16 protein-coding genes are annotated in these 20,454 nt (G+C 73.4%); 13 read left to right on the top strand and 3 right to left on the bottom strand.

The features are described 5' to 3' along the window. Positions 1-119 precede the first annotated feature (119 nt). A complete protein-coding gene (locus V6U81_RS00585; RefSeq protein ID WP_334482740.1) occupies positions 120-1,700 on the top strand; it encodes a Rieske 2Fe-2S domain-containing protein in 1,581 nt (526 codons plus the stop codon). 110 nt (positions 1,701-1,810) lie between these two features. Continuing rightward, positions 1,811-2,458, top strand: a complete 648-nt coding sequence (locus V6U81_RS00580; protein WP_334483160.1) for a TMEM175 family protein — start codon at positions 1,811-1,813, stop codon at positions 2,456-2,458. Here the strand turns inward: V6U81_RS00580 and V6U81_RS00575 are convergent. After that, complete coding sequence (locus V6U81_RS00575) at positions 2,439-4,043, bottom strand: phytoene desaturase family protein (protein ID WP_334482738.1); 1,605 nt, start codon at positions 4,041-4,043, stop codon at positions 2,439-2,441. The genes V6U81_RS00580 and V6U81_RS00575 overlap by 20 nt on opposite strands. Positions 4,044-4,085: 42 nt before the next feature. Continuing rightward, entirely contained in the window at positions 4,086-4,925 is an 840-nt protein-coding gene (locus V6U81_RS00570) for a YhjD/YihY/BrkB family envelope integrity protein (RefSeq protein ID WP_334482736.1), read from the bottom strand. 51 nt (positions 4,926-4,976) lie between these two features. On the opposite strand from V6U81_RS00570, the gene V6U81_RS00565 reads away from it, so the two are divergent. From V6U81_RS00565 to ispG, 5 genes are all read left to right on the top strand, one after another. Continuing rightward, positions 4,977-5,522, top strand: a complete 546-nt coding sequence (locus tag V6U81_RS00565) for a GNAT family N-acetyltransferase (protein ID WP_334482733.1) — start codon at positions 4,977-4,979, stop codon at positions 5,520-5,522. 267 nt (positions 5,523-5,789) lie between these two features. Continuing rightward, complete coding sequence (locus V6U81_RS00560) at positions 5,790-6,434, top strand: Uma2 family endonuclease (protein WP_334483157.1); 645 nt, start codon at positions 5,790-5,792, stop codon at positions 6,432-6,434. Between the two features lie 43 nt (positions 6,435-6,477). Continuing rightward, positions 6,478-7,689 carry a 1-deoxy-D-xylulose-5-phosphate reductoisomerase gene (gene dxr, locus V6U81_RS00555; RefSeq protein WP_334482730.1) on the top strand — a complete coding sequence of 404 codons (1,212 nt, stop codon included), beginning with the start codon at positions 6,478-6,480 and terminating at the stop codon, positions 7,687-7,689. Further along, positions 7,689-8,927 (top strand): M50 family metallopeptidase, encoded by a 1,239-nt coding sequence (locus V6U81_RS00550; protein ID WP_334482727.1) that lies wholly within the window; start codon positions 7,689-7,691, stop codon positions 8,925-8,927. Before dxr ends, V6U81_RS00550 begins: the two co-directional genes overlap by 1 nt. Positions 8,928-8,936: 9 nt before the next feature. Next, on the top strand, positions 8,937-10,109 hold the full coding sequence (ispG, locus tag V6U81_RS00545) for a flavodoxin-dependent (E)-4-hydroxy-3-methylbut-2-enyl-diphosphate synthase (protein WP_334482724.1): 1,173 nt from the start codon (positions 8,937-8,939) through the stop codon (positions 10,107-10,109). Between the two features lie 96 nt (positions 10,110-10,205). Here ispG and V6U81_RS00540 read toward each other — a convergent pair whose 3' ends face one another. Then, the gene (locus V6U81_RS00540) at positions 10,206-10,784 is read right to left on the bottom strand and encodes a PadR family transcriptional regulator (RefSeq protein WP_334482722.1); all 579 of its coding nucleotides are present in this window, start codon (positions 10,782-10,784) and stop codon (positions 10,206-10,208) included. Positions 10,785-10,903: 119 nt separating this feature from the next. On the opposite strand from V6U81_RS00540, the gene V6U81_RS00535 reads away from it, so the two are divergent. The 6 genes from V6U81_RS00535 to V6U81_RS00510 all read left to right on the top strand — a co-directional run bounded on the left by V6U81_RS00535 (position 10,904) and on the right by V6U81_RS00510 (position 20,403). Further along, on the top strand, positions 10,904-12,127 hold the full coding sequence (locus V6U81_RS00535; protein WP_334482719.1) for an MFS transporter: 1,224 nt from the start codon (positions 10,904-10,906) through the stop codon (positions 12,125-12,127). Between the two features lie 47 nt (positions 12,128-12,174). After that, the gene (locus V6U81_RS00530; RefSeq protein ID WP_334482716.1) at positions 12,175-13,014 is read left to right on the top strand and encodes a GNAT family N-acetyltransferase; all 840 of its coding nucleotides are present in this window, start codon (positions 12,175-12,177) and stop codon (positions 13,012-13,014) included. A 122-nt stretch (positions 13,015-13,136) separates the two neighbouring features. Further along, positions 13,137-13,946 carry an ATP-binding cassette domain-containing protein gene (locus tag V6U81_RS00525; RefSeq protein WP_334482713.1) on the top strand — a complete coding sequence of 270 codons (810 nt, stop codon included), beginning with the start codon at positions 13,137-13,139 and terminating at the stop codon, positions 13,944-13,946. Continuing rightward, on the top strand, positions 13,943-16,093 hold the full coding sequence (locus V6U81_RS00520; protein ID WP_334482710.1) for a YhgE/Pip family protein: 2,151 nt from the start codon (positions 13,943-13,945) through the stop codon (positions 16,091-16,093). Before V6U81_RS00525 ends, V6U81_RS00520 begins: the two co-directional genes overlap by 4 nt. Positions 16,094-16,185: 92 nt before the next feature. Then, positions 16,186-16,779, top strand: a complete 594-nt coding sequence (locus V6U81_RS00515; RefSeq protein WP_334482707.1) for a TetR/AcrR family transcriptional regulator — start codon at positions 16,186-16,188, stop codon at positions 16,777-16,779. Between the two features lie 132 nt (positions 16,780-16,911). Beyond that, positions 16,912-20,403: an ATP-binding cassette domain-containing protein gene (locus V6U81_RS00510; protein WP_334482704.1), complete on the top strand. Its 3,492-nt coding sequence runs from the start codon at positions 16,912-16,914 to the stop codon at positions 20,401-20,403. Positions 20,404-20,454: the final 51 nt, after the last annotated feature.

Below are 20,454 nucleotides of genomic sequence, written 5' to 3'. Positions count from 1 at the left end.
GCCGTTGGACCTGTCTTCGGGTGGGCCGGAACGCTCTACCGGCGTCGCGGGGCGGTGGTCAGACTGCCTCCGGTAGCGTTCTGGCGTACACCTTGATTGTCGTTTTGAGGGGGACTGCGGTGCGAGTGACCGGTACGGGACATGCCAGCATGCGGATCGACACGGCCGCGGGCAGCATCCTGTGCGACCCGTGGGTCAATCCGGCCTACTTCGCCTCCTGGTTCCCGTTTCCCGACAACTCCCTGCTCGACTGGGAGGCGCTGGGCCAGGTCGACTACCTGTACGTGTCGCACCTGCACCGGGACCACTTCGACGCGAAGCAGCTGCGCGAGTTCGTCTCCAAGGACGCCACCGTCCTGCTCCCCGAGTTCCCCACCTCGGAGATGGAGGACGAGCTGCGGGAGCTGGGCTTCACGAAGTTCCTCAGGGCGCCGAACGAGCAGGTCGTGGAGCTGCCCGGCGGCCTGAAGATCATGATTCAGGCGCTGACCAGCCCGACCGACGGCCCGATCGGCGACTCCTCGCTCTGGGTGGAGTACGACGGGGTCCGGCTGCTCAACCAGAATGACGCCCGTCCGACCGACCTGAGCGTCTTCGCCGAGCTGGGCCACGTGCACGCGCACCTGCTCCAGTTCTCCGGCGCGATCTGGTACCCGATGGTCTACGAGCTGCCGCAGTCGGCGAAGACCGCGTTCGGCAAGCAGAAGCGGGAACGGCAGTTCGACCGCACCTGGCGCTACATCGACGACCTGAAGGCCGACCACGTCTTCCCGATCGCCGGCCCGCCCTGCTTCCTCGACGACGACCTGTGGCAGTTCAACGACATCCACGGCGACGAGGGGAACATCTTCCCCGACCAGTCGGTCTTCCTCGCCGAGTACGCGAAGGTCGGCGGCACCAACGGCATCGTGCTGCTGCCGGGCAGCGTCGCCGAGGTGACCACGGAGGGCGCGACCACCACCCACCCGGTGCCGGTGCAGGAGTTCTTCGCCAACAAGGTCGCGCACCTGGAGGAGATGCGGGAGCGCAAGCGCCCGATCATCGAGGCGGAGAAGGCGTCCTGGCGGCACCCCGAGGTGGACGTCCTCGGCGAGATGAAGCGCCGGATCGAGCCGCTGCTCGACGAGTCCATCTACCTGGCCAAGGGCGTCGGCGGCCCGGTCCGCTTCGACCTGGTCGGCTACGACGGCGAGAGCGTCGAGTCGATCGTGGTGGACTTCCCCGGCAAGGAGGTCCGGCCATACGCGGACGAGAAGGTCCGCTACCGGTTCCGGACCGAGCGGGCGCTGATCGAGCACCTGCTGCACATCGGCGAGGTGGACTGGGTCAACTCGCTCTTCCTGTCCTGCCGCTTCTCGGCGGCCCGGATCGGCCAGTACAACGAGTTCGTCTACGCCTTCTTCAAGTGCCTGTCCGAGGAGCGTCTCCAGTACGCCGAGGGCTGGTACGACGAGCACGAGCGGAGCAGCGACGCCGAGGACATCACCCTGGGCGACTGGGTGGTGCAGCGCCGCTGCCCGCACCTGAAGGCGGACCTGACCCGGTTCGGCATCGTCGACGGCGACCAGCTCACCTGCCAGCTGCACGGCTGGAAGTTCGACCTGCCCAGCGGCCGCTGCCTGACCAGCGTGGGCCACAAGGTCCGCGCCCACCGGGTGGACGCGGACACTCCGGCCCCCGCCGGGGAGGCGCTCAGCTGAGTTTCCTCACGCACGCCGTTCCCGCCGGGTGACCATGAGGTCGGAAGGGGGGTGGCGTGACGGGGGCGGGCGCGGGGGAGAAGGAGTACCGCTACGGGCGGGACCGGGAGATGACCCGGGGCGCCTCCCGGGTGGAGACGTTCAGCGACGGGGTCTTCGCGGTCGTGCTGACGGTGATGGCCGTCGAGCTGCTCCAAAACGGCCCGGCCCGGGAGAGCGGGAGGGAGCTCCCCGACGCCCTCGCCCACGCCTGGCCGTCCTACCTGGCGTACGTGATCACCTTCGGAATCGCCGGCCAGATCTGGCTCGGCCACCACAACATGTGGCGGTACGTGGTCCGGGTGGATCAGGTGCTGTTGGTGTTCAACCTGCTCGTGCTGCTCTTCGTGGCCGCGATCCCGTTCACCGCCGACCTGCTCTCGGACAACGTGCGCGGTAGCGCGACCGAGCAGCGGCTGACCGCCGCCCTCTACCTCGGCACCGTGCTCGGTGAGTCGCTCTTCTTCAACCTGAGCTGGTGGTGGGCTCGGCGGCGGCGTCTGCTCCACCCCGACCTGGATCCCCAGCTGGCCCGGGCGGTCTCGCGGCGACTGCTGGTGCGCCCGCTGCTCTACCTGATCGCCTTCGCCTTCGTCTTCGTCGACCCGATCCTCAGCCTGCTCCTCTACCTGCTGCTCGTCGGCCTCTCCCTCGTCCGCCGCCCCGGCGACCTGCCCCCCGCCGAGGCCGGCGGCGAGGTCAGCGACCGAGGTCGGTGAGGATGCGCCGGGCGGCGTTGTGGCCGGCGGCGCCGATGACGCTGCCGGCGGGGTGGCAGCCGGCGCTGCCCGCGTAGACGCCGTCGACGCCGGTGGCGTACGGCATCCGGTCGGTGAACGAGACCGTGTTGTCGACGTGGTGGATGTGCCCGCCGCTGATGCCGAAGTGCGCCTCGATGCCGGGCGGCGGCAGCGGTACCGCGTCGGCGATCAGGTCACCGGTGCCGGGGGCGTACCGCTCGCAGATCTCGATCAGGCGCGACACGTAGCCGGGGAGCGCCTCGTCCCAGGTGGTGCCCGCCAGCTCGTACGGGACCGACTGGACGAAGAGCGCCGACGAGTGGTGCCCGGCCGGGTCGGAGAGCGACGGGTCGACGGTGGTGTGCAGGTACCACTCGATGGTCGGCTCGTCGGGCAGCCGCCCGGCCTGCACGTCCGCCCACATGGCCCGCAGCGCGGCCATCGGCGACTCACCGCCGCCCGCCCCGACCAGCGAGGCCGAGCCGGGGAGCAGGTGGATGGTGGAGCCGAACGGGCTCGGCGCCCCCTCGGGCAGGCAGGAGAAGCGGGGCAGCCCGGTCAGCGCCAGGTTGAGCTTGAGCGTCGTGCCGGGGCGGCGGACCGCCGCCATCCGCTCGCCGAGCGGTGCCGGCAGCGCGCCATCGGGCAGCAGGTCCATCAGCCGGTACGGGTCGCACGCGCCCAGCACCACCCGGGCGGCCACCTCTCGCCCGTCCGCCAGCACCACGCCGCTCGCCGCACCGCCGTCCAGGGTGATCGCGCTGACCGGCGTACCCGTGAGGATTTTCGCCCCGGCGGACCGGGCGGCATCGGCGAAGGTCCGCGAGACGGTGCCCATGCCGCCCTCGGCGATCATCCAGGTGCCGTCCGCGCCCGGCAGCCGGCACATGTTGTGCACCAGGAAGTTGTGCCCGGTGCCGGGGTCGTCCGGGCCGGCGTTCAGCCCGGAGAGCCCGTCGGTGACCGCGTACATGCTGACCAGCAGCTCGGAGCGGAACTCGAAGCGGGCCAGGTAGTCGGCGACCGAACCGCGGACCAGGTCGACGAAGGCCTGCCGCAACTCCGGGCGGACGTACCGTTCGGCGGTCTGGTCCACCGGCAGCGGCTCGGCCAGCCAGGCCGGCGCCAGGTCCGCGCGGAGCTGCGCCAGCTCGGCCTGGAGCGCGTCGTCGGCGGCCGCGTCGGCGGGGGAGAAGAACTCCGCGAGCTGCCGCCGGGTGGCCGCGGTGTCGCTGCCGAAGAGGAGGTACGGCGAGCCGAGGCCGCCCGGGGTGGGCAGGAAGTAGTGCGGGTCGCGGCGCAGCACCGGGATGCGCACGTCGAGGGTGGCGAGCAGCTCCGGCGGCATCAGCCCGAGCAGGTACGACCCGGTGGAGTGGCGCAGCTCGGGCACCTTCGGGAACGGGTTCTCGGTGCGGGTCGCGCCGCCGATCACCTCCGCGGCCTCCAGCATCAGGACGTCCAGCCCCGCCCGGGCCAGCAGGATCGCGGACACCAGCCCGTTGTGCCCGGACCCGACGATCACCACGTCGGCGCGGGAGGGCAGCTCACTCGCTTCGCTCATGCCCGGGCAGCCTAGTGCCGCGGACCGTCCGGCGGGAGGGAGTCAGGCGCCGGCCGCCCGGATGGCCCGCCAGCGGGACAGGGCGAGGGTGGCGGAGTAGCCGGCGAGCACGATCACGTGGAACAGGTAGAGCCAGAGCAGCACCGCCACACCGCCGCCGATCGGGTCGAACCCGCCGAACGGGGCGCCGAGGTCCAGCGGCAGCGAGCAGAACAGCACGAACCCGTGCAGGAAGCCGGAGAGGTTCGCCGCGGTGAACGACCCCACCGCCAGCGTCGACAACCAGTCCGGCGAGGCGGGCCCGACCACCCGGAACACCCACATCAGCACCGGGGTGAGCACCAGCCACACCCCCAGGAACGACAGGACCACGCCGAGCGCGCCGATCCAGCCTCCCTGGCGGACCAGCCGGGTGGTGGTGGGCAGCGCGATCAGGATCGACAGCAGCAGCGCGGGCGCCGGGGCGAGGATCGGCAGCAGCAGCAACCGGCCCCGCCAGCCGATCATCGACTCGTCCGGGTTGGGCGGGGTGGCGACGGAGACGAACGCGCGACGCAGCCCCTCGCCGTAGAGCGACGCGGGCAGCAGCGAGGCGAGCGCCAACAGCGGGGTCAACTGCACCCCGGCGGCGACCAGCGCGTCCACCGCGCGGGGGGCGCCGATCGCGCTCGGCAGCGTGTCGACGGCGTACGAGGTGAGCCGGCGGACCCGCTCGCCGCCGGCCAACAGCGAGGTCAGCCAGATCGCCAGCAGTGCGACGGGCACCACGGCGATCGCCCCGTAGAAGGTGATCGCGGCGGCGTGCAGCGAGAGGTCCCGACCGCGTACCGGCCGGAGCGCGGCGCTGGTGATCCGCTTCGTGCGCTGCCATGCGTCGCCCATCGCGGTCTCCTTCCCCCTCCCGGGGCGGGGCACGCATTACGATCCCGCGACATGACCGTGCTCACCACCGAGCGGCTGCGGCTGCGGGACTGGACCGACTCGCCCGCCGACCTGGGCCGGATCTTCGACATCTACTCCCGTACCGAGATCACCCGCTGGCTGGCCGCGTCCGGCCTGCCGCTGACCGACCCGGCCCAGGCCCTGGACCGGCTGGCCATCTGGCGGAAACGGCACGCCGGCCAGGGCGGCCGGTACGGCACCTGGGCGATGGAGGTCCGGGAGACCGGCCAGGTCGCCGGAACCCTGATCCTCAAGCCGCTGCCCGGCGCGGACGGGGTGACCGAGACCGCCGACATCGAGGTGGGATGGCACCTGCACCCCGACTCCTGGGGCCACGGGTACGCCACCGAGGCGGCCCGGGCGGTGCTGGAGCGCGAGTTCGCCGCCGGCACCCCGCAGGTGTACGCGGTCGTCTCGCCCGGCAACGAACCGTCGATGGCGGTGGCCCGGCGGCTCGGCATGACCCACCTCGGCCGGCGCACCGAGTGGTACGGCGGAGAGGTGCTGGAGACCTTCGTCCGCCGGGCCGACGCCTGACGCCCGCCGCACTGCTGGTCCCGCTGATCCTGCGGGCGCGGGTCCGGCCAGCGTCCTGCCGGATGGTCACGGAGGGTAGTGCCCACCCCCCAGACATACGTCGTCGGCCATGCGGCACGCCGCGGCGTGGGCGAGAGCACGCGGCCGGGCGTATGTGTGCTGGACCTGAGCGTTCCGAGGGACGCACCGGGTGTGCGACGGCTGGCGGGGAGGGGCAGCGCGGCTAGGTGGTTGCCAGCAGGATGTTCCGCTGAGGGGGTGAGCCTGATGGCCCAAGCCGCTTTCGCGCCCGAGCCGCCGCCGCAGCCGGCCGAACCGTCGTTCGACGTGCTGCGCTGGCACGACGAGCCCTGGACCGCCCAGCTCGCCCTCGACTTGTTGCCGGAGACCAACGGTCCCAAGGTCGAGGTCCTGAGCGGAAGCGTGATCGTTACACCACATGCCGGTATCGACCACCAATCGGTTGAGCGGGAACTGCCGTATCTCTTGCACCGCGCTGCCAGACGGGCCGGTCTGTGGGTGTACCCGGAGATCAACCTGATCTCAGGAAAGGATCTCTTCATCCCGGACATCGCCGTGCTCCGGTCGTCGGGCGGCGGGCGGGCCGCGATCGACATCGGGCAGGCGGTGCTGCTCGGCGAGATCGTGTCGCCGGGCAACCGCCGCAAGGACGTGATCGACCGCCCTCGCGAGTACGCCGCGGCCGGCGTCCCGTTCTTCCTCCGGGTCGACCTGCGCAACCGGGTCCCCGCCATGGCCCTCTACGAGCTGGCCGAGGGGGAGTACCGCCCGGTTTCCGCGGCCGCAGCCGGCGCGACCTTCCTGATGAAGGAACCGTTCGAGTTCTCCGTCGACCCGGCCGATCTCCTCGACGAGGAGGCCCCCGCCGAGCAGGCGGGAGGCGAGGTGTGAGGCTCCCAGCGGGCGTACAGCGGGCGCGGGGCAGAATGGGCGCGTGACAGCTCCCCGCGACCTGGTTCTGCTCGGTTCCACTGGTTCGATCGGCACCCAGGCGATCGACATCGTGAAGCGCAACCCGGACCGGTTCCGGGTGGTGGCGCTCGGCGCCGGTGGCGGCAACGTCGAGCTGCTCGCCGCGCAGGCCCTCGAACTGGGCGTGGAGGCGGTCGGGGTGGCGAAGGCCACCGCCGCGCAGGACCTCCAGCTCGCCTTCTACGCCGAGGCGAGCCGGCGCGGCTGGGCCACCGGCGACTTCAAGCTGCCGAAGATCGTCGCCGGGCCGGACGCGATGACCGAGCTGGCGCAGTGGCCCTGTGACGTGGTGCTCAACGGGGTGGTGGGGTCGCTGGGGCTCGCGCCGACCCTCGCGGCGCTGCGCGCCGGTCGTACCCTCGCCCTGGCCAACAAGGAGTCCCTCGTCGCCGGCGGCCCGCTCGTGCGGGCCGCGGTGACGCGGCCGGGGCAGATCGTGCCGGTCGACTCCGAGCACTCGGCGCTGGCGCAGTGCCTGCGCGGCGGCACGCGCGGCGAGGTGCGCCGGCTGGTCGTGACCGCCAGTGGCGGGCCGTTCCGGGGTCGGCGACGCGACGAGCTGACCGCGGTCACCCCCGAGCAGGCGCTGGCCCACCCCACCTGGAACATGGGACCGGTCGTCACGATCAACTCCGCCACCATGGTCAACAAGGCGCTGGAGGTGATCGAGGCGCACGAGCTCTTCGACGTGCCCTACGCCGACATCACCGTGATGGTGCACCCGCAGTCGGTGATCCACTCGATGGTGGAGTTCGTCGACGGCTCCACCCTCGCCCAGGCCAGCCCGCCGGACATGCGGCTGCCCATCGCGCTCGGTCTCGGCTGGCCGGACCGGGTGGCCGACGCCGCCTCCGCCGTCGACTGGACCACCGCCCACACCTGGGAGTTCGCCCCGCTGGACGACGCCGCGTTCCCCGCCGTGGCGCTGGCCAAGGCGGCGGGCGAAACTGGTCGCTGCCGCCCGGCGATCTACAACGCGGCGAACGAGGAGTGCGTCGAGGCGTTCGTCGCCGGCCGGTTGCCGTTCCTGGGCATCGTCGACACCCTCGAGCGGGTGCTCGACGAGGCTCCCGATTTCGGCGAACCAGGTACCGTCGAGGACGTGCTCGCGGCGGAGTCGTGGGCGCGCGCACACGCGCAGGAGATCATCTCGGGGTCGGGGAAGGAAGCCTGATGCTCTATCTGCTCGGGGTGGTCGCGATCGCCCTGGCGATCCTCATCTCGGTGAGCCTGCACGAGGCGGGTCACATGCTGACCGCCAAGGCGTTCGGGATGAAGGTCACCCGTTACTTCGTCGGCTTCGGTCCGACGCTCTGGTCGTTCCGGCGCGGCGAGACCGAGTACGGCGTGAAGGCGATCCCGCTCGGCGGGTTCTGCAAGATCGTCGGGATGACGCCGCAGGACGACGACGTCGAGCCCGAGGACGAGCACCGGGCGATGTGGCGGTACCCGGTCTGGAAGCGGACGATCGTGATGTCCGCCGGCTCGGTCACCCACTTCGCGCTCGCGATCGTCGCCATCTGGCTCGTCGCGATGTTCGTGGGGATGCCGAACAAGGACATCCCCAACCCGCTGCCGGCGCACGTCAAGATCGTGGACTGCGTCATCCCCACCGACGCGCAGCGTGAGTGCGCCCCCGGTGACCCGGCCAGCCCCGCGAGGCAGGCCGGGCTGCGCGACGACGACAAGATCGTCGCGGTGAACGGGACGCCGGTGGCCGACTACACCGAGCTGGTCAAGAAGGTCCGCGACCTGCCCCCGGGCAAGGCCACTATCCGCTACGAGCGCGACGGCGTGCAGAACGACGCCCAGGTGACGCTGGCCGCTGTGCAGCGCAAGCCGCTGGACGACCCGAACGGCGCGCCGAAGACCGTCTCCGCCCTCGGCGTCGCCGGCCCGTCGCTGCCGCCGGGCGTGCCGGCCACCGTCACGTACGGCCCGGTCGAGGCGATCCCGGCCACCGCCGGCTACACCAAGGACCTCGCCGTCGGCACCTACGACGCGATGAAGCGGATCCCGGAGAAGGTGCCCGCCCTCTGGACCGCCGTCACCGGCGGCGAGCGGGACAAGGACACCCCGATCAGCGTGGTCGGCGCCAGCCGGCTCGGCGGCGAGGCGTTGGCGAACGGCTTCTGGCAGATGCTGCCCTTGCTGTTCATCTCGCTGAACTTCTTCGTCGGGGTGTTCAACCTGCTGCCGCTGCTGCCCCTGGACGGCGGCCACATCGCCATCGCCTGGTTCGAGCGGGCCCGTTCCTGGCTGTACGCCCGGATCGGCCGCCGCGACCCCGGTCGGGTGGACTACATGAAGCTCATGCCGCTCACGTACGCGGTGATCCTGGTCGGTGGCGCGTTCACGCTGCTCACCGCCACCGCGGACATCATCAATCCGATCACGCTCTTCTCAAGGTGAGTGCCTGAAGTGACCGCTGTCAGTCTCGGTATGCCCGCCGTACCGCCCCCGCCGCTCGCCCCGCGCCGGGCCAGCCGCCAGATCATGGTCGGCTCGGTGCCGGTCGGTGGGGGTGCCCCGGTCTCGGTGCAGTCGATGACCACCACCCTCACCTCCGACGTCAACGCCACCCTCCAGCAGATCGCCGAGCTGACCGCGTCCGGCTGCCAGATCGTCCGGGTCGCCGTGCCCAGCCAGGACGACGTGGAGGCGCTGCCGGCGATCGCGAGGAAGTCCCAGATCCCGGTCATCGCCGACATCCACTTCCAGCCGAAGTACGTCTTCGCCGCGATCGACGCCGGCTGCGCGGCCGTCCGGGTGAACCCGGGCAACATCCGCCAGTTCGACGACAAGGTCAAGGAGATCGCCAAGGCGGCCGGCGACGCGGGCGTGCCGATCCGGATCGGCGTCAACGCCGGCTCGCTGGACAAGCGGCTGCTCGCCAAGTACGGCAAGGCCACCGCCGAGGCGCTGGTCGAGTCGGCGCTCTGGGAGTGCTCGCTCTTCGAGGAGCACGGCTTCCGGGACATCAAGATCTCGGTCAAGCACAACGACCCGGTGGTGATGATCCGGGCGTACCGGCAGCTCGCCGAGCAGTGCGACTACCCGCTGCACCTGGGCGTGACCGAGGCCGGCCCGGCGTTCCAGGGCACCATCAAGTCGGCGGTCGCCTTCGGCGCGCTGCTGGCCGAGGGGATCGGCGACACCATCCGGGTGTCGCTGTCGGCCCCGCCGGTCGAGGAGATCAAGGTCGGCAACCAGATCCTGGAGTCGCTGGGCCTGCGCGAGCGCGGCCTGGAGATCGTCTCCTGCCCGTCCTGTGGTCGGGCCCAGGTCGACGTCTACAAGCTCGCCGAGGAGGTCACCGCCGGCCTGGAGGGGCTGCCGGTGCCGCTGCGCGTCGCCGTCATGGGTTGCGTGGTGAACGGTCCGGGTGAGGCCCGCGAGGCCGACCTCGGCGTCGCCTCCGGCAACGGCAAGGGCCAGATCTTCGTCAAGGGCCAGGTCGTCAAGACCGTCCCCGAGGCGCAGATCGTCGAGACGCTGATCGAGGAGGCGCTGCGGATCGCCGACGAGATGGGCGCGGAGATCCCCGAAGAACTCCGCGACCTCGTCCCCGGCGCCACCGTCACCGTCCACTGACCCCCACCGCCCGTGAGGGCGCGCATTCATGGAAAGAGTGGCCATTCCGCGTGGAATGGCCACTCTTTCCGTGTGCGAGGGCTGGTCGCGCTCGGGTCACTCGGATTCGGCGAGGATGGCGTAGAGCTTGCGGCGGGTCTCGTCGAGGACCTGGGCGGCGCGTTCGCGCTGGTCGTCGGTGCCGGTCATCATCACCTGCCGCAGCGCGTGCATCGCCTGGGCGCCGGCGTCGCGGATGTCGTGCCAGCTGTTGACGGTGCCCTCGGCGAACTCGGCCCAGGGCGGGGTCTGCGCCGCGGTGGCCGCCTCCTCCCGGCCGGCGTCGGTCAGGCCGAAGCGCTTCCGCCCGCCGCCGGACGGGTCGGTGCTCGCGGCGATGACCCCCTCGTCCTCCAGCAGTTGGAGGGTCGGGTAGATCGAGCCGGGGCTGGGCCGCCAGGCCCCGCCGGTCCGGGAGTCGATCTCCTGGATCATCTCGTAGCCGTGCATCGGCCGCTCGGTGAGCAGCGCCAGCACGGCGCCCCGGACGTTGGGCCGGCGCCCCCGGCCGCGCCCGCGTCCGCCCCGGCCGCCGCCCCAGCCGCCGGGCCCGTGCGGGCCCGGCGGTACGGGCGGGAAGCCGAAGCCGCGTCGACGGGCCTCGTGCATCGCGTGGAACTGGTGGTGGAATCCCATCTTCCGATCCTTCCTGGAACTGTCGCTGATGCATCAACGATATATCGGCAACGCATCACCGACAAGGAAGTTCTCGACCGGGGCAGAAAACCGTACGTACGTCTTGCTAGCGTGTCGGGGTGCGCCTGCTTCCTGAACCGGGCCCGGCCCGGACCCTCGCCCTGTCCACCCTGGTCAACACCGTCGGCCGGGGCACCTGGCTGACCGTCAGCGCGCTCTTCCTGACCCGCTCGGTCGGCCTGACCGTCGCCCAGGTCGGCCTCGGTCTCACCCTGACCGCGCTGGTCAGCCTGGTGGCGAGCGCGCCGATGGGCTACCTCGCCGACCGGTACGGCCCGCGTGGTCTCCAGCTCGCCGCCCTGCTCGCCTCCGGCGCCTTCACCGCCGCCCTGGTGCTGGTCCGGTCGTTCCCGACGTTCCTGGTGGTCGGGGTGCTGATGGCGGTCGCGGACGCGGCCAGCCGGGGCGCCCGGGGCGCGCTGATCGCCGGCGCCGTCCCCGCCGACCAGCGGGTACGCACCCGGGCCTGGCTGCGCGCTGTCACCAACGTCGGGATCTCGGTCGGCGCCGTGGTCGCCGGCGTCGGGCTGGCCGCGGACACCCGGGCCGGTTACGTCTCGCTCATCCTGCTCGACTGCGTCACCTACCTGGTGGCGGCCGCGATCCTGCTCCGGCTCACCCCGGTCCCGCCCGTGCCGGCGCCCGCGCACGGGCCCCGGCTGATCGCGCTGCGGGACCGCCCGTTCCTGGCCTTCACCGTGCTCGACGGGCTGATGTCGATGCACTTCGGGCTGATCAACATCGCCCTGCCGCTCTGGATCGCCGGGCACACCACCGCGCCGCGCTGGCTCGTCTCGGCGTGCCTGCTGGTCAACACGGTGATGGTGGTGGTCTTCCAGGTCCGCGCCTCGCGGGGTACCGAGGAGCTGACCGGGGCGGCGCGATCCGCTCGACGGGCCGGTGTGGTCATCGCGCTCGCCTGCGCGCTCTTCGCCGCCAGTGGCGGCGTGCCCACGCCGGTGGCGGTGGCGCTGCTGCTCGCCGGGGCGTTCGTGCACGTGGTCGGCGAGCTGTGGCACGCGGCGGCCGGGTGGGGAGTCTCCTTCGGCCTCGCCCCGGCGCACGCGCAGGGCCAGTACCAGGGGGCGTACGGAATGGGCATGCAGCTCGGCGGCATGATCGCCCCGGTGGTGGTGACCACCCTCGCGGTCGGCTGGGGCGCGCCGGGCTGGCTGCTGCTGGGCGGGCTGTTCCTGCTGCTCGGCATGCTGGTGCCCCCGGTCGTCCGCTGGGCGGCCCGGACCCGGTCGGCCGAGGCGGTGGCGGAACCGGTGGCCGTCTGACCCGGTCGGCCCGCGCACCCCGCCGCTCATCTGGCAGGCTGGTAGCCGTGCTGACGGTGCCGGTACGCCAACTGGGGGAGTCGGAGCGCCGTGCGGTCGAGCGGCTGCTCGACCTCGACCCCTTCGCGGGCGCGCAGGTCGCCGAGCGGGTCGCCGCCCGCGGGCTGGCCTGGTGGCGGGCCGAGGGGCGGATCCTCGGCTACGGGGCCCGCCGCAGCCTGGAGTCGATCTGCTGGCTCGGCGGCAACCTGACGCCGGTGCTCGCCACCGAGTCGGCCGTCGCCGCGTTCGCCGAGCAGCTCGCCACCGAGGAGCGGATCTGCTCCTCCATCGTCGGGCGGGCCGACGCGGTGCTGGGTCTCTGGGACCGGCTCGCCGACCACTGGGGCCCGGCCCGGGACGTCCGGGCCAACCAGCCGCTGCTGGCCGCCGACGCGCTGCCGCAGGTCGCCGCCGACCCCGAGGTGCGCCAGGTGCGCGCCGGCGAGGTCGACCGGCTCTTCCCGGCCGCGGTCGCCATGTACACCGAGGAGGTCGGCGTCTCACCGCTGACCGAGGACGGCGGCCGGGCATACCGGCGGCGAGTCGCCGACCTGGTCCGGGCCGGTCGGGCGTACGCCCGGTTCGTGGACGGCCGGGTGGTCTTCAAGGCCGAGCTGGCGGTGGTGACCCGGCGGACCGCGCAGATCCAGGGGGTCTGGGTGGCGCCGGAGTGGCGGGGCAAGGGGATCGCCACGGCGGCGATGGCAGGGGTGGTGCGCGACGCGCTGCTCCGGGTCGCCCCGACGGTCAGCCTCTACGTCAACGACTTCAACCTGCCCGCCCGGCGGGTCTACGAGCGCTGCGGCTTCCGCCCGGTCGGCACCCTGGCCACCGTGCTTTTCTGAGCCGCCGGCCCCGCCGGCCATGGCGGGGATCACGCCCCACAGCTGTCCCGAACCGGACGCCCGGCGCTATGCTGAGCATGTTTTTATACTGACCGGTCAGTTTAAGTAAGTCGGGATGGCGCATGGTGATCGTCGAGGCCAACGAGCTGGGTCTGCGGACCCGCCGGGGCTGGGTGTACCGGGACGTCGACCTGCTCGCCGAGGCGGGTGAGCTGCACGCGGTGACCGGGCCGCCCGGCAGCGGCCGGACCTCCCTGCTGCTGGCGCTGGCCGGCCGGTTCCCGCACAACACCGGCTCCCTGCGTACCCGGGGGCCGGCAGCGCTCGGCCAGGTCGCCGGGGTGCACGAGCCCGACCCCGCGCTCACCGTCGCCGAGCACATCCAGGAACGGCTGCTGCTGCTCGGGCCGGTGCCGCGTCGCCGCCGCCAGCTGGTGCCCGTGGCCGCCGTCCGGGCCCGCCGGGCCTACCGGCGGGACGCCTTCGCCGCCGCGATCGCCGGCGCCGGCTTCACCGAGGCACCCCTCGACCCGGACCTGCGTGGCCGGGACCTCACCCCGCAGCAGCGGCAGGTGCTCGGCCTGGTCCTCGCCACCCTCAGCGGGCCGGCGCTGATCGTCGCCGACGACGTCGACGCCGGCTCCGACGCCCCCGAGCGGGCCTGGCTCTGGGACGCCCTGGGCCGCCTCGCCGACCAGGGGTACGCGGTGGTCGTCAGCGCCCGCGCCGTCGAACCCGGCACCCGGGCGATCGTGCACCGGCTCGGCGACCCCAGCCTGCCGGCCCGCACCGATCTCACCCTCCCGGCCGCGCCGACCCCTCGCGCCGGCACCGACACCCGGACCGGGCCCGAGCCGGCCGTCACCCCCGCGCCCGCCGACCAGCGCCCGTCCGCCACCCCCGACACCGTCAACTCTGAGGTGACCCGATGAGCGTCTTCCGCCTCGCCCGCTTCGAGCTGCGCCGGATGACCCGGGGCCGGCTGCCCCGCGCCGCGCTCGCCGTGCTGACCGTCATCCCGCTGCTCTACGGCGCCCTCTACCTGTACGCCTTCTGGGATCCGTACGGGAACATGAACCGCATCCCGGTGGCGCTGGTCAACGCCGACCGGCCGGCCACCGCGAGCGACGGCAGCGTGGTGCACGCCGGGCAGGACCTCACCGACGAGCTGATCGACCGCAAGGTCTTCGGCTGGGCGGTGACCGACCCCGACGACGCCGACGCCGGCCTGCGCAGCGGCCGCTACCACCTGGTCTTCTCCATCCCGGCGAACTTCTCCGCCAACCTGGTGGCCAGCCCCGAGCCGGACCGGCCGGCCCGGCGCGGCGAGCTGAAGGTGGTCAACGACGACGCCACCAACTACCTCTCCGGGCTGCTGGCCCGCTCGGCGTTCAGCGAGATCCGGGCCGCCGCCGCGGAGAGCGCCGCCAGCGGGTACTTCGACAAGATGCTGGTCGGCTTCACCGACCTGAAGGCCGAGACCGGCCGGGCCGCCGACGGCGCCGGGCAGGTCGCCGACGGGGTGGGCCGGTCGCAGGACGGCGCCGACAAGCTCGCCGGTGGCCTCGACCAGGCCGAGGCCGGCGCCGGGCAGCTCGCGAACGGGCTGGACCGCACCGCCCAGGGCGCCGACAAGCTGGCCGACGGCCTCGACAAGCTCCGGACCGGCGCCACCCAGCTCGCCGACGGCAGCGCCCAGGCCGCCACCGCCACCCGCGCCGCCGCCAACAAGGTGGACGCCCTCGCCGACCGGGCCGAGCCGTTCCTGCGCAAGAACGCCGGCGAGATCGGCACGGCCGCCACCGTCATCGCCGAGGGCGCCGACGCGCTGGCCACCGGGCTCGACACCCTGCCCGAGCAGGCCGACGACGTCCTCGCCCAGGCCAGGAAGGTCTCCGACCGCCTCGACGCGCTCGTCGCGGCCCACCCCGAACTGGCCGACGACCCGAACGTCACCGCCGCCCGGGCGGCCGCCGACAAGGCCGTCGCCGCCGCCGAGGACGTGGTCGCCACCGTCGACCGCACCGACCTGGCCGCGCTGCAGAAGCAGATGCGGGACGTCGCCGCCGCCGCGCGCCAGGTGGCCGCCGCCGCGCCGCACCTCGCCGACGACGTGGCCGGCGCCAACGCCAAGGTGCACCAGCTCGCCGACGCCATCGACAGGATCGCGAAGGGCAACGCCCAACTGCGGGACGGGCTGGGCGGCGCCGCCGACGGAGCGGACCAGCTGCGCGGCGCGCTGTTCAAGCTCTCCACCGGCGCCCGCGACCTCGACGGTGGACTGGCCCGGCTCAGCGGCGGCGGCGACCAGCTCGCCGCCGGGCTGACCAAGCTGGAGGGCGGCGCCGGCCAGCTCGCCGACGGGCTCGTCGCGGGGGAGAAGAAGATCCCCGGGTACGACGACGCGGCCGCCCGCTCCGGCATCCTCGGTGACCCGGTCTCGCTGAACCGTCATTCGGACCACCCGGCCGCCTCGTACGGCGTGGGCTTCGCCCCGTACTTCCTCGCCCTGGCCCTCTGGGTCGGCGCGATGATCACGTACATGCTGTTGCGGCCGGTCAACCGGCGGCACGTGATGTCCGACGCGGCCGCCTGGCGGGTCGCGCTCGCCGGCTGGCTGCCCGCCGCGGCGATCGGCCTGGCCCAGGTCGGGGTGCTCTTCACCGTGGTGACCCTGGTGCTCGGCCTCGACCCGGTGCACCCCGCCACCACCCTCGGGCTGCTGGCGCTCACCTCGCTGGCCTTCACCGCCATCATGCAGTGGCTCGGGGCGCAGCTCGGCCCCGCCGGCCGGCTCGCCGCGCTGGCCCTGCTGATGCTGCAGCTCACCTCCTCCGGCGGCACCTACCCGGTGCAGACCTCGCCCGGCTTCTTCCAGGCCGTCCACCCCTGGCTGCCGATGTCGTACGTGGTGCAGGGGCTCCGGCACACCGTCAACGGCGGACCGACCACCACGGTGGTCACCGGCGCGCTGGTGCTGGTCGCCTTCGGGGTGGGCGCGCTGCTGCTGACCATCGGCGCGGCCCGCCGCTCCCGCCGGATGACCCCGGCGAAGCTGCACCCCGAACTGACCATGTGAGGATGCTGATGGGCCGAACGGCGGCACGGCAGCAGGCGACCCCCGGCACGCGCCCCACCGGCGCGTGCCGGACGGGCGGACGGGGAGGACGAGTGACGGACGGGCGGTCGCGGCGGCGGGAGGACACCCGGCAGCGTCTCTTCGTGGCGGCGGTGGAACTCATCGCCGAGCAGGGCTTCTCCGCCACCACCGTGGACGACATCGCGGCCCGGGCGGGGGTGGCCAAGGGCACCGTCTACTACAACTTCCAGTCCAAGACGGTGCTCTTCGAGGAGCTGCTGCGGCACGGGATCGGGCTGCTCACCGCCGACTTCCGGGCCGCCGTGGACGGGCTGCCCCCGCGCGAGGCGCTCGCCGCCCTGGTCCGGGCCGAGCTGGAGTACATCCGCCGCTACCGGGCCTTCGCCCAGCTGCTGCTCTCCGAGATGTGGCGGACCAACCGCGAGTGGCAGCAGACCCTGCGGCTGCTGCGCGGGGAGGCGATCGAGGTGATCGCGGAGACCGTCCGGGCCGGGGTGGACAGCGGCGACCTGCCGGCCGACCTGGACGTCCGGACCGCCTCCTCGGCGCTCTTCGGTGTCGGCCTGGTGGTGGCCGTGGACTGGCTGGTCTTCCAGCCGGAACGGCCGATCGAGGAAGTCCAGGAGGCGCTGCTCGGCATCGTCCGCCGGGTCGCCCAGACCTGACCCGGCCGGCGCCGGGCGGCGCGGTGGGACGCGCGTCACCCGTCGGAGCGCGGTAAATGCGTTGAGCGGTCGAGGCCGGAAGACCAGGCTGGAGGCACCGCCCCAGCCACCCGAGTCCGGAGGACCGTCCCAATGCGCCTGCTCCGAGATCTCTGGGCCACCGCGCCACACCGGATGGCGGTCGTGACCCTCCTGATCGTCCTCGCCGCCGGCGGCCAGGCCGCCGCCTCGGCGCTGGCCGGTCCCGTCCTGGTGCACCGGTCGGCCGGTTGGTTCGTGGCGCTGGTCGTGGCGCTGGTCATCGCGGTGGTCAGCGACCTCGTCATCGGGCTGCTGATGGCCGGCCTGACCGCCGACTGGTCCGCCGACGTGCGGCGCCGGCTCTGCCGCACGGCGCTCGGGCAGGACCTGCCCACCCTGGAGACCACCCCGGTCGGCGAACTGCTGGACCGGATCGACAACGACGTCTACCAGGTCGCCTCCGAGCTGCGGAACACCGGCGTACGGCTGGTCCAGGGGCTCGCCGTCTGCCTGCTCGCCACGGTCAGCGCGCTCGTCGTCTGGTGGCCGGCCGGCGTCGGCATGGTGCTGCTCACCGCGCTGCTCGGGGTGACGCTGCGCCGCCCCACCGCCCAGATCGGCCCGGCCCGGATGGCCGAGGAGGAGGCCTGGTCGGACCTCGCCGCGGTGATGGAGGAGGCCGTCCACGGGCAGGACGACGTCCGGACCAGCCTGGCCCGGCCGTACGTGCTGCGGCTCTACGCCCGGCGCGCCGCCGAGGTGATCGCCCGGTGCACCCGGGTGTTCCGGATGTCGGCCCGGGTCACCACCATCGCCGCGGGCGGCATCCGGCTCGGCATCGCCGGCGTGGTGCTCGGCGGCGCCTGGGCGCTGGCCACCGGCCGGGTGGACGGTGCCCGGCTGACCGCGATCTGGCTGCTCGCCGTCGCCTTCGGCGCCACCGTCGAACACATCGCCCGCTGGGTGCCGCACCTGCAGTACGCGCTCGGCGCGTGGGCCCGGGTGCAGCTGCTCTCCGACGCCCGGCAGGAACCCCGCGGCGGTGCCGCCCCGGCCGAGGGTGACCTGACCGTCCGCGGGCTGACCTTCCGCTACCCGTCCACCTCGGACGCCGAGCGGGGGCCCGCGCTGCGCGACGTCCGGCTCACCTTCGCCCGCGGCCGGTCGTACGCCCTGGTCGGGCGGACCGGGTCGGGCAAGTCGACGCTGGCCAAGGTGCTCACCCGGGCGGTGGACGTGCCACGCGGCACCGTCTTCCTCGGCGACAGCGACCTGGTCGACCTCGACGTGGAGCGGCTGCGCCGGTGGATCGCCGTGGTGCCGCAGCGCACCGAGATCCTGGCCGGCACCCTCGCCGAGAACGTCGCCCTCTTCGACCCCGACCTGCTCGACGACGCCGGCCGGGCGCTCGCGGAGCTGGGGCTGGCCGGCTGGATCGCCGAGCTGCCCGACGGGGTGGACACCCGGCTGGGCGACGGCGGGCACGTCCTCTCCGCCGGTCAGGAGCAGCTGGTGGCCTTCGCCCGGATCCTGGTCCGCGACCCGCACGTGGTGATCCTCGACGAGGCCACCGCCCGGCTCGACCCGGTCACCGAGGTGCGGGTCCGCCAGGCCACCGAACGGCTGCTCGCCGACCGGATCGGCATCGTCATCGCGCACCGGCTCTCCTCGGTGCGCCGCTGCGACGAGGTGGTGGTGATGGCCGACGGCGCGGTGCTGGAGGCCGGCCCGCTGCGCGAGTCGGAGCGCTTCGCCGAGCTGCTGGCCACCAGCCACGCGACCGCGTACGCCCCGGTGGGCGCGGGACGCGGCGGGGTGGAGCTGCTGCCCGCGCCGGGCGCGGAGTGGGACGCCGAGCCGGAGGCCGCGGCGCCGGTCGCCCGGCCGGTGGCCGTACCGAGGACGGACCCGCCGCCGCTGCCCCCCGCGCCGCCCGCGCGGACCATGCGGGAGATCCTGCGCCTGGCGCTGAACGACCCGCGCTACGGCCTGGTCGCGGTCGGCATGTTCGTCGTCATGCTGCTGCTCGGCCTGGACGGTTCGGTGCTGCCCTGGCTCTGGGCCGACGTGGTCGACGGCGGCAGCCCGTGGCTGCCCGCACTCGGCATCGTCGCCGCGCTGCTGGTGGTGCTGCCGCTGCCCTACTGCACCAACCTGTGGTTCCCGCAGTGGTGGATCCGGCAGATGCTGCGGATCAGCCTGCGGCTGGTGCACGGGCAGACCGGCCCGCGCCGGGTCAGTGAGCACACCCCGGCCGAGGTGGTCGCCCAGAGCGGCGACACCGAGCGGGTGGTGCAGCTCGCCGACAACCTGGTGGACCAGTTCATCGCGTTGGCGCTGCTGGTGAGCATGACCGCGGTGACCGGCAGCCTGGTGCCGGGGCTGTTCTTCGTCGGCACGATGGTGGTCTCCGGGCTGGCCGCGACGCTCTTCGGTCCCCGGCTGGAGCGCTCCGCCCGGGGCACGGTGAAGGCGCGGGCGGCGTTCGCCACCGCGCTGGTCTCCTCGCTCTCGGCGGCCCGGACGGTGAAGCTCGCCGGCGCCACCCGCCCGGTGCTGGACCACCTGGCCGGGCTGGACATCGTGCGCAGCGACCGGCAGCGCCGGGAGATCTCCATGCAGGTCTGGGCGCGGTCCACGCCGTCGCTGGTCAGCGGGCTGCTGCCGATCGGGGCGTGGGCGCTGTACCTGTCCGGTGGGCTCTCCGCGGGGGCGACGCTGGTGGCGGTCGCCACGCTCGGGGCGGCCCGCTGGTTCGCCTGGACCACGGCCTCGCTGGTCTCGCACTACCCGTCGGCGCGGGTCTGGACCCGGCGGACGGTGGCGATGTGCGGGGTCGGGGCGTACTCGGCGGAGGTGCCCGGGGTGGATCTCGCCGCCGGGACGGCGCCCGCGCCGGTGCCGGCCCCCCGGCACCCGCTGCGCCGGCTGGAGCTGGCCGGCTTCGGGGCGCTGCACACCGACGGCACCCTCGCCGTCCGGGACGTCGACCTGACCGTGGAACGTGGGCAGCTGGTGCTGGTGGTGGGGCCGGTCGGCTCCGGCAAGTCCTCGCTGCTGCGGGCCCTCGCGGGGATCGTGCACCACACCGGCACGCTGCGCTGGAACTCCGAGCCGGTCACCGAGCCGGAGATGTTCCTGCGCCCGCAGCAGGTCGGGTACGTCGGGCAGCTGCCCCGGGTGCTCTCCGGCACGGTGGTCGACAACATCGCGCTCGGGCACGACGTGGATGCCGTCGGGGCGGTCGCCACCGCCCAGCTGGAGCACGACCTGGCGGCGGCCGGGGGCGGGCTCGGGCTGCTGATCGGCCACAAGGGGACCCGGCTCTCCGGTGGCCAGTTGCAGCGGCTGGCGCTGGCCCGGGCGCTCGCGCCGCGTACCGAGCTGCTGGTGGCCGACGACGTGTCGTCCGCGCTGGACGTCACCACCGAGCTGGCGCTCTGGGCGGCGCTGCGCGAGCACGGGGTGACCGTGGTCGGCTCGACGTCGAAGCGGGCCGCGCTGGTCCGGGCCGACCACGTGGTGGTGCTCCGCGACGGCACGGTCGCCGCCCAGGGCCCCTGGCGCGACCTGGAGGACGACTGGGGGCACCTGGCCGGCTGAGCCCACCGCCCCGGCGGTTCCCGGCTCGCGCCGGGCCCCGCCGGGGCGGGT

The organism is Micromonospora lacuserhaii (genome assembly GCF_036902735.1).
Lineage (GTDB): Bacteria > Actinomycetota > Actinomycetes > Mycobacteriales > Micromonosporaceae > Micromonospora.
This window is presented reverse-complemented; position numbering and strand designations above follow the sequence as displayed.

Bases quoted from the DNA above. Each gene is read 5' to 3' on its own strand.
- V6U81_RS00560 (WP_334483157.1), top strand. From the start codon at position 5,790: ATGGCCCAAGCCGCTTTCGCGCCCGAGCCGCCGCCGCAGCCGGCCGAA.
- V6U81_RS00540 (WP_334482722.1), bottom strand. From the start codon at position 10,784: ATGGGATTCCACCACCAGTTCCACGCGATGCACGAGGCCCGTCGACGC.
- V6U81_RS00565 (WP_334482733.1), top strand. From the start codon at position 4,977: ATGACCGTGCTCACCACCGAGCGGCTGCGGCTGCGGGACTGGACCGAC.
- V6U81_RS00550 (WP_334482727.1), top strand. From the start codon at position 7,689: ATGCTCTATCTGCTCGGGGTGGTCGCGATCGCCCTGGCGATCCTCATC.
- V6U81_RS00525 (WP_334482713.1), top strand. From the start codon at position 13,137: ATGGTGATCGTCGAGGCCAACGAGCTGGGTCTGCGGACCCGCCGGGGC.
- V6U81_RS00510 (WP_334482704.1), top strand. From the start codon at position 16,912: ATGCGCCTGCTCCGAGATCTCTGGGCCACCGCGCCACACCGGATGGCG.
- V6U81_RS00520 (WP_334482710.1), top strand. From the start codon at position 13,943: ATGAGCGTCTTCCGCCTCGCCCGCTTCGAGCTGCGCCGGATGACCCGG.
- V6U81_RS00575 (WP_334482738.1), bottom strand. From the start codon at position 4,043: ATGAGCGAAGCGAGTGAGCTGCCCTCCCGCGCCGACGTGGTGATCGTC.
- V6U81_RS00580 (WP_334483160.1), top strand. From the start codon at position 1,811: ATGACCCGGGGCGCCTCCCGGGTGGAGACGTTCAGCGACGGGGTCTTC.
- V6U81_RS00570 (WP_334482736.1), bottom strand. From the start codon at position 4,925: ATGGGCGACGCATGGCAGCGCACGAAGCGGATCACCAGCGCCGCGCTC.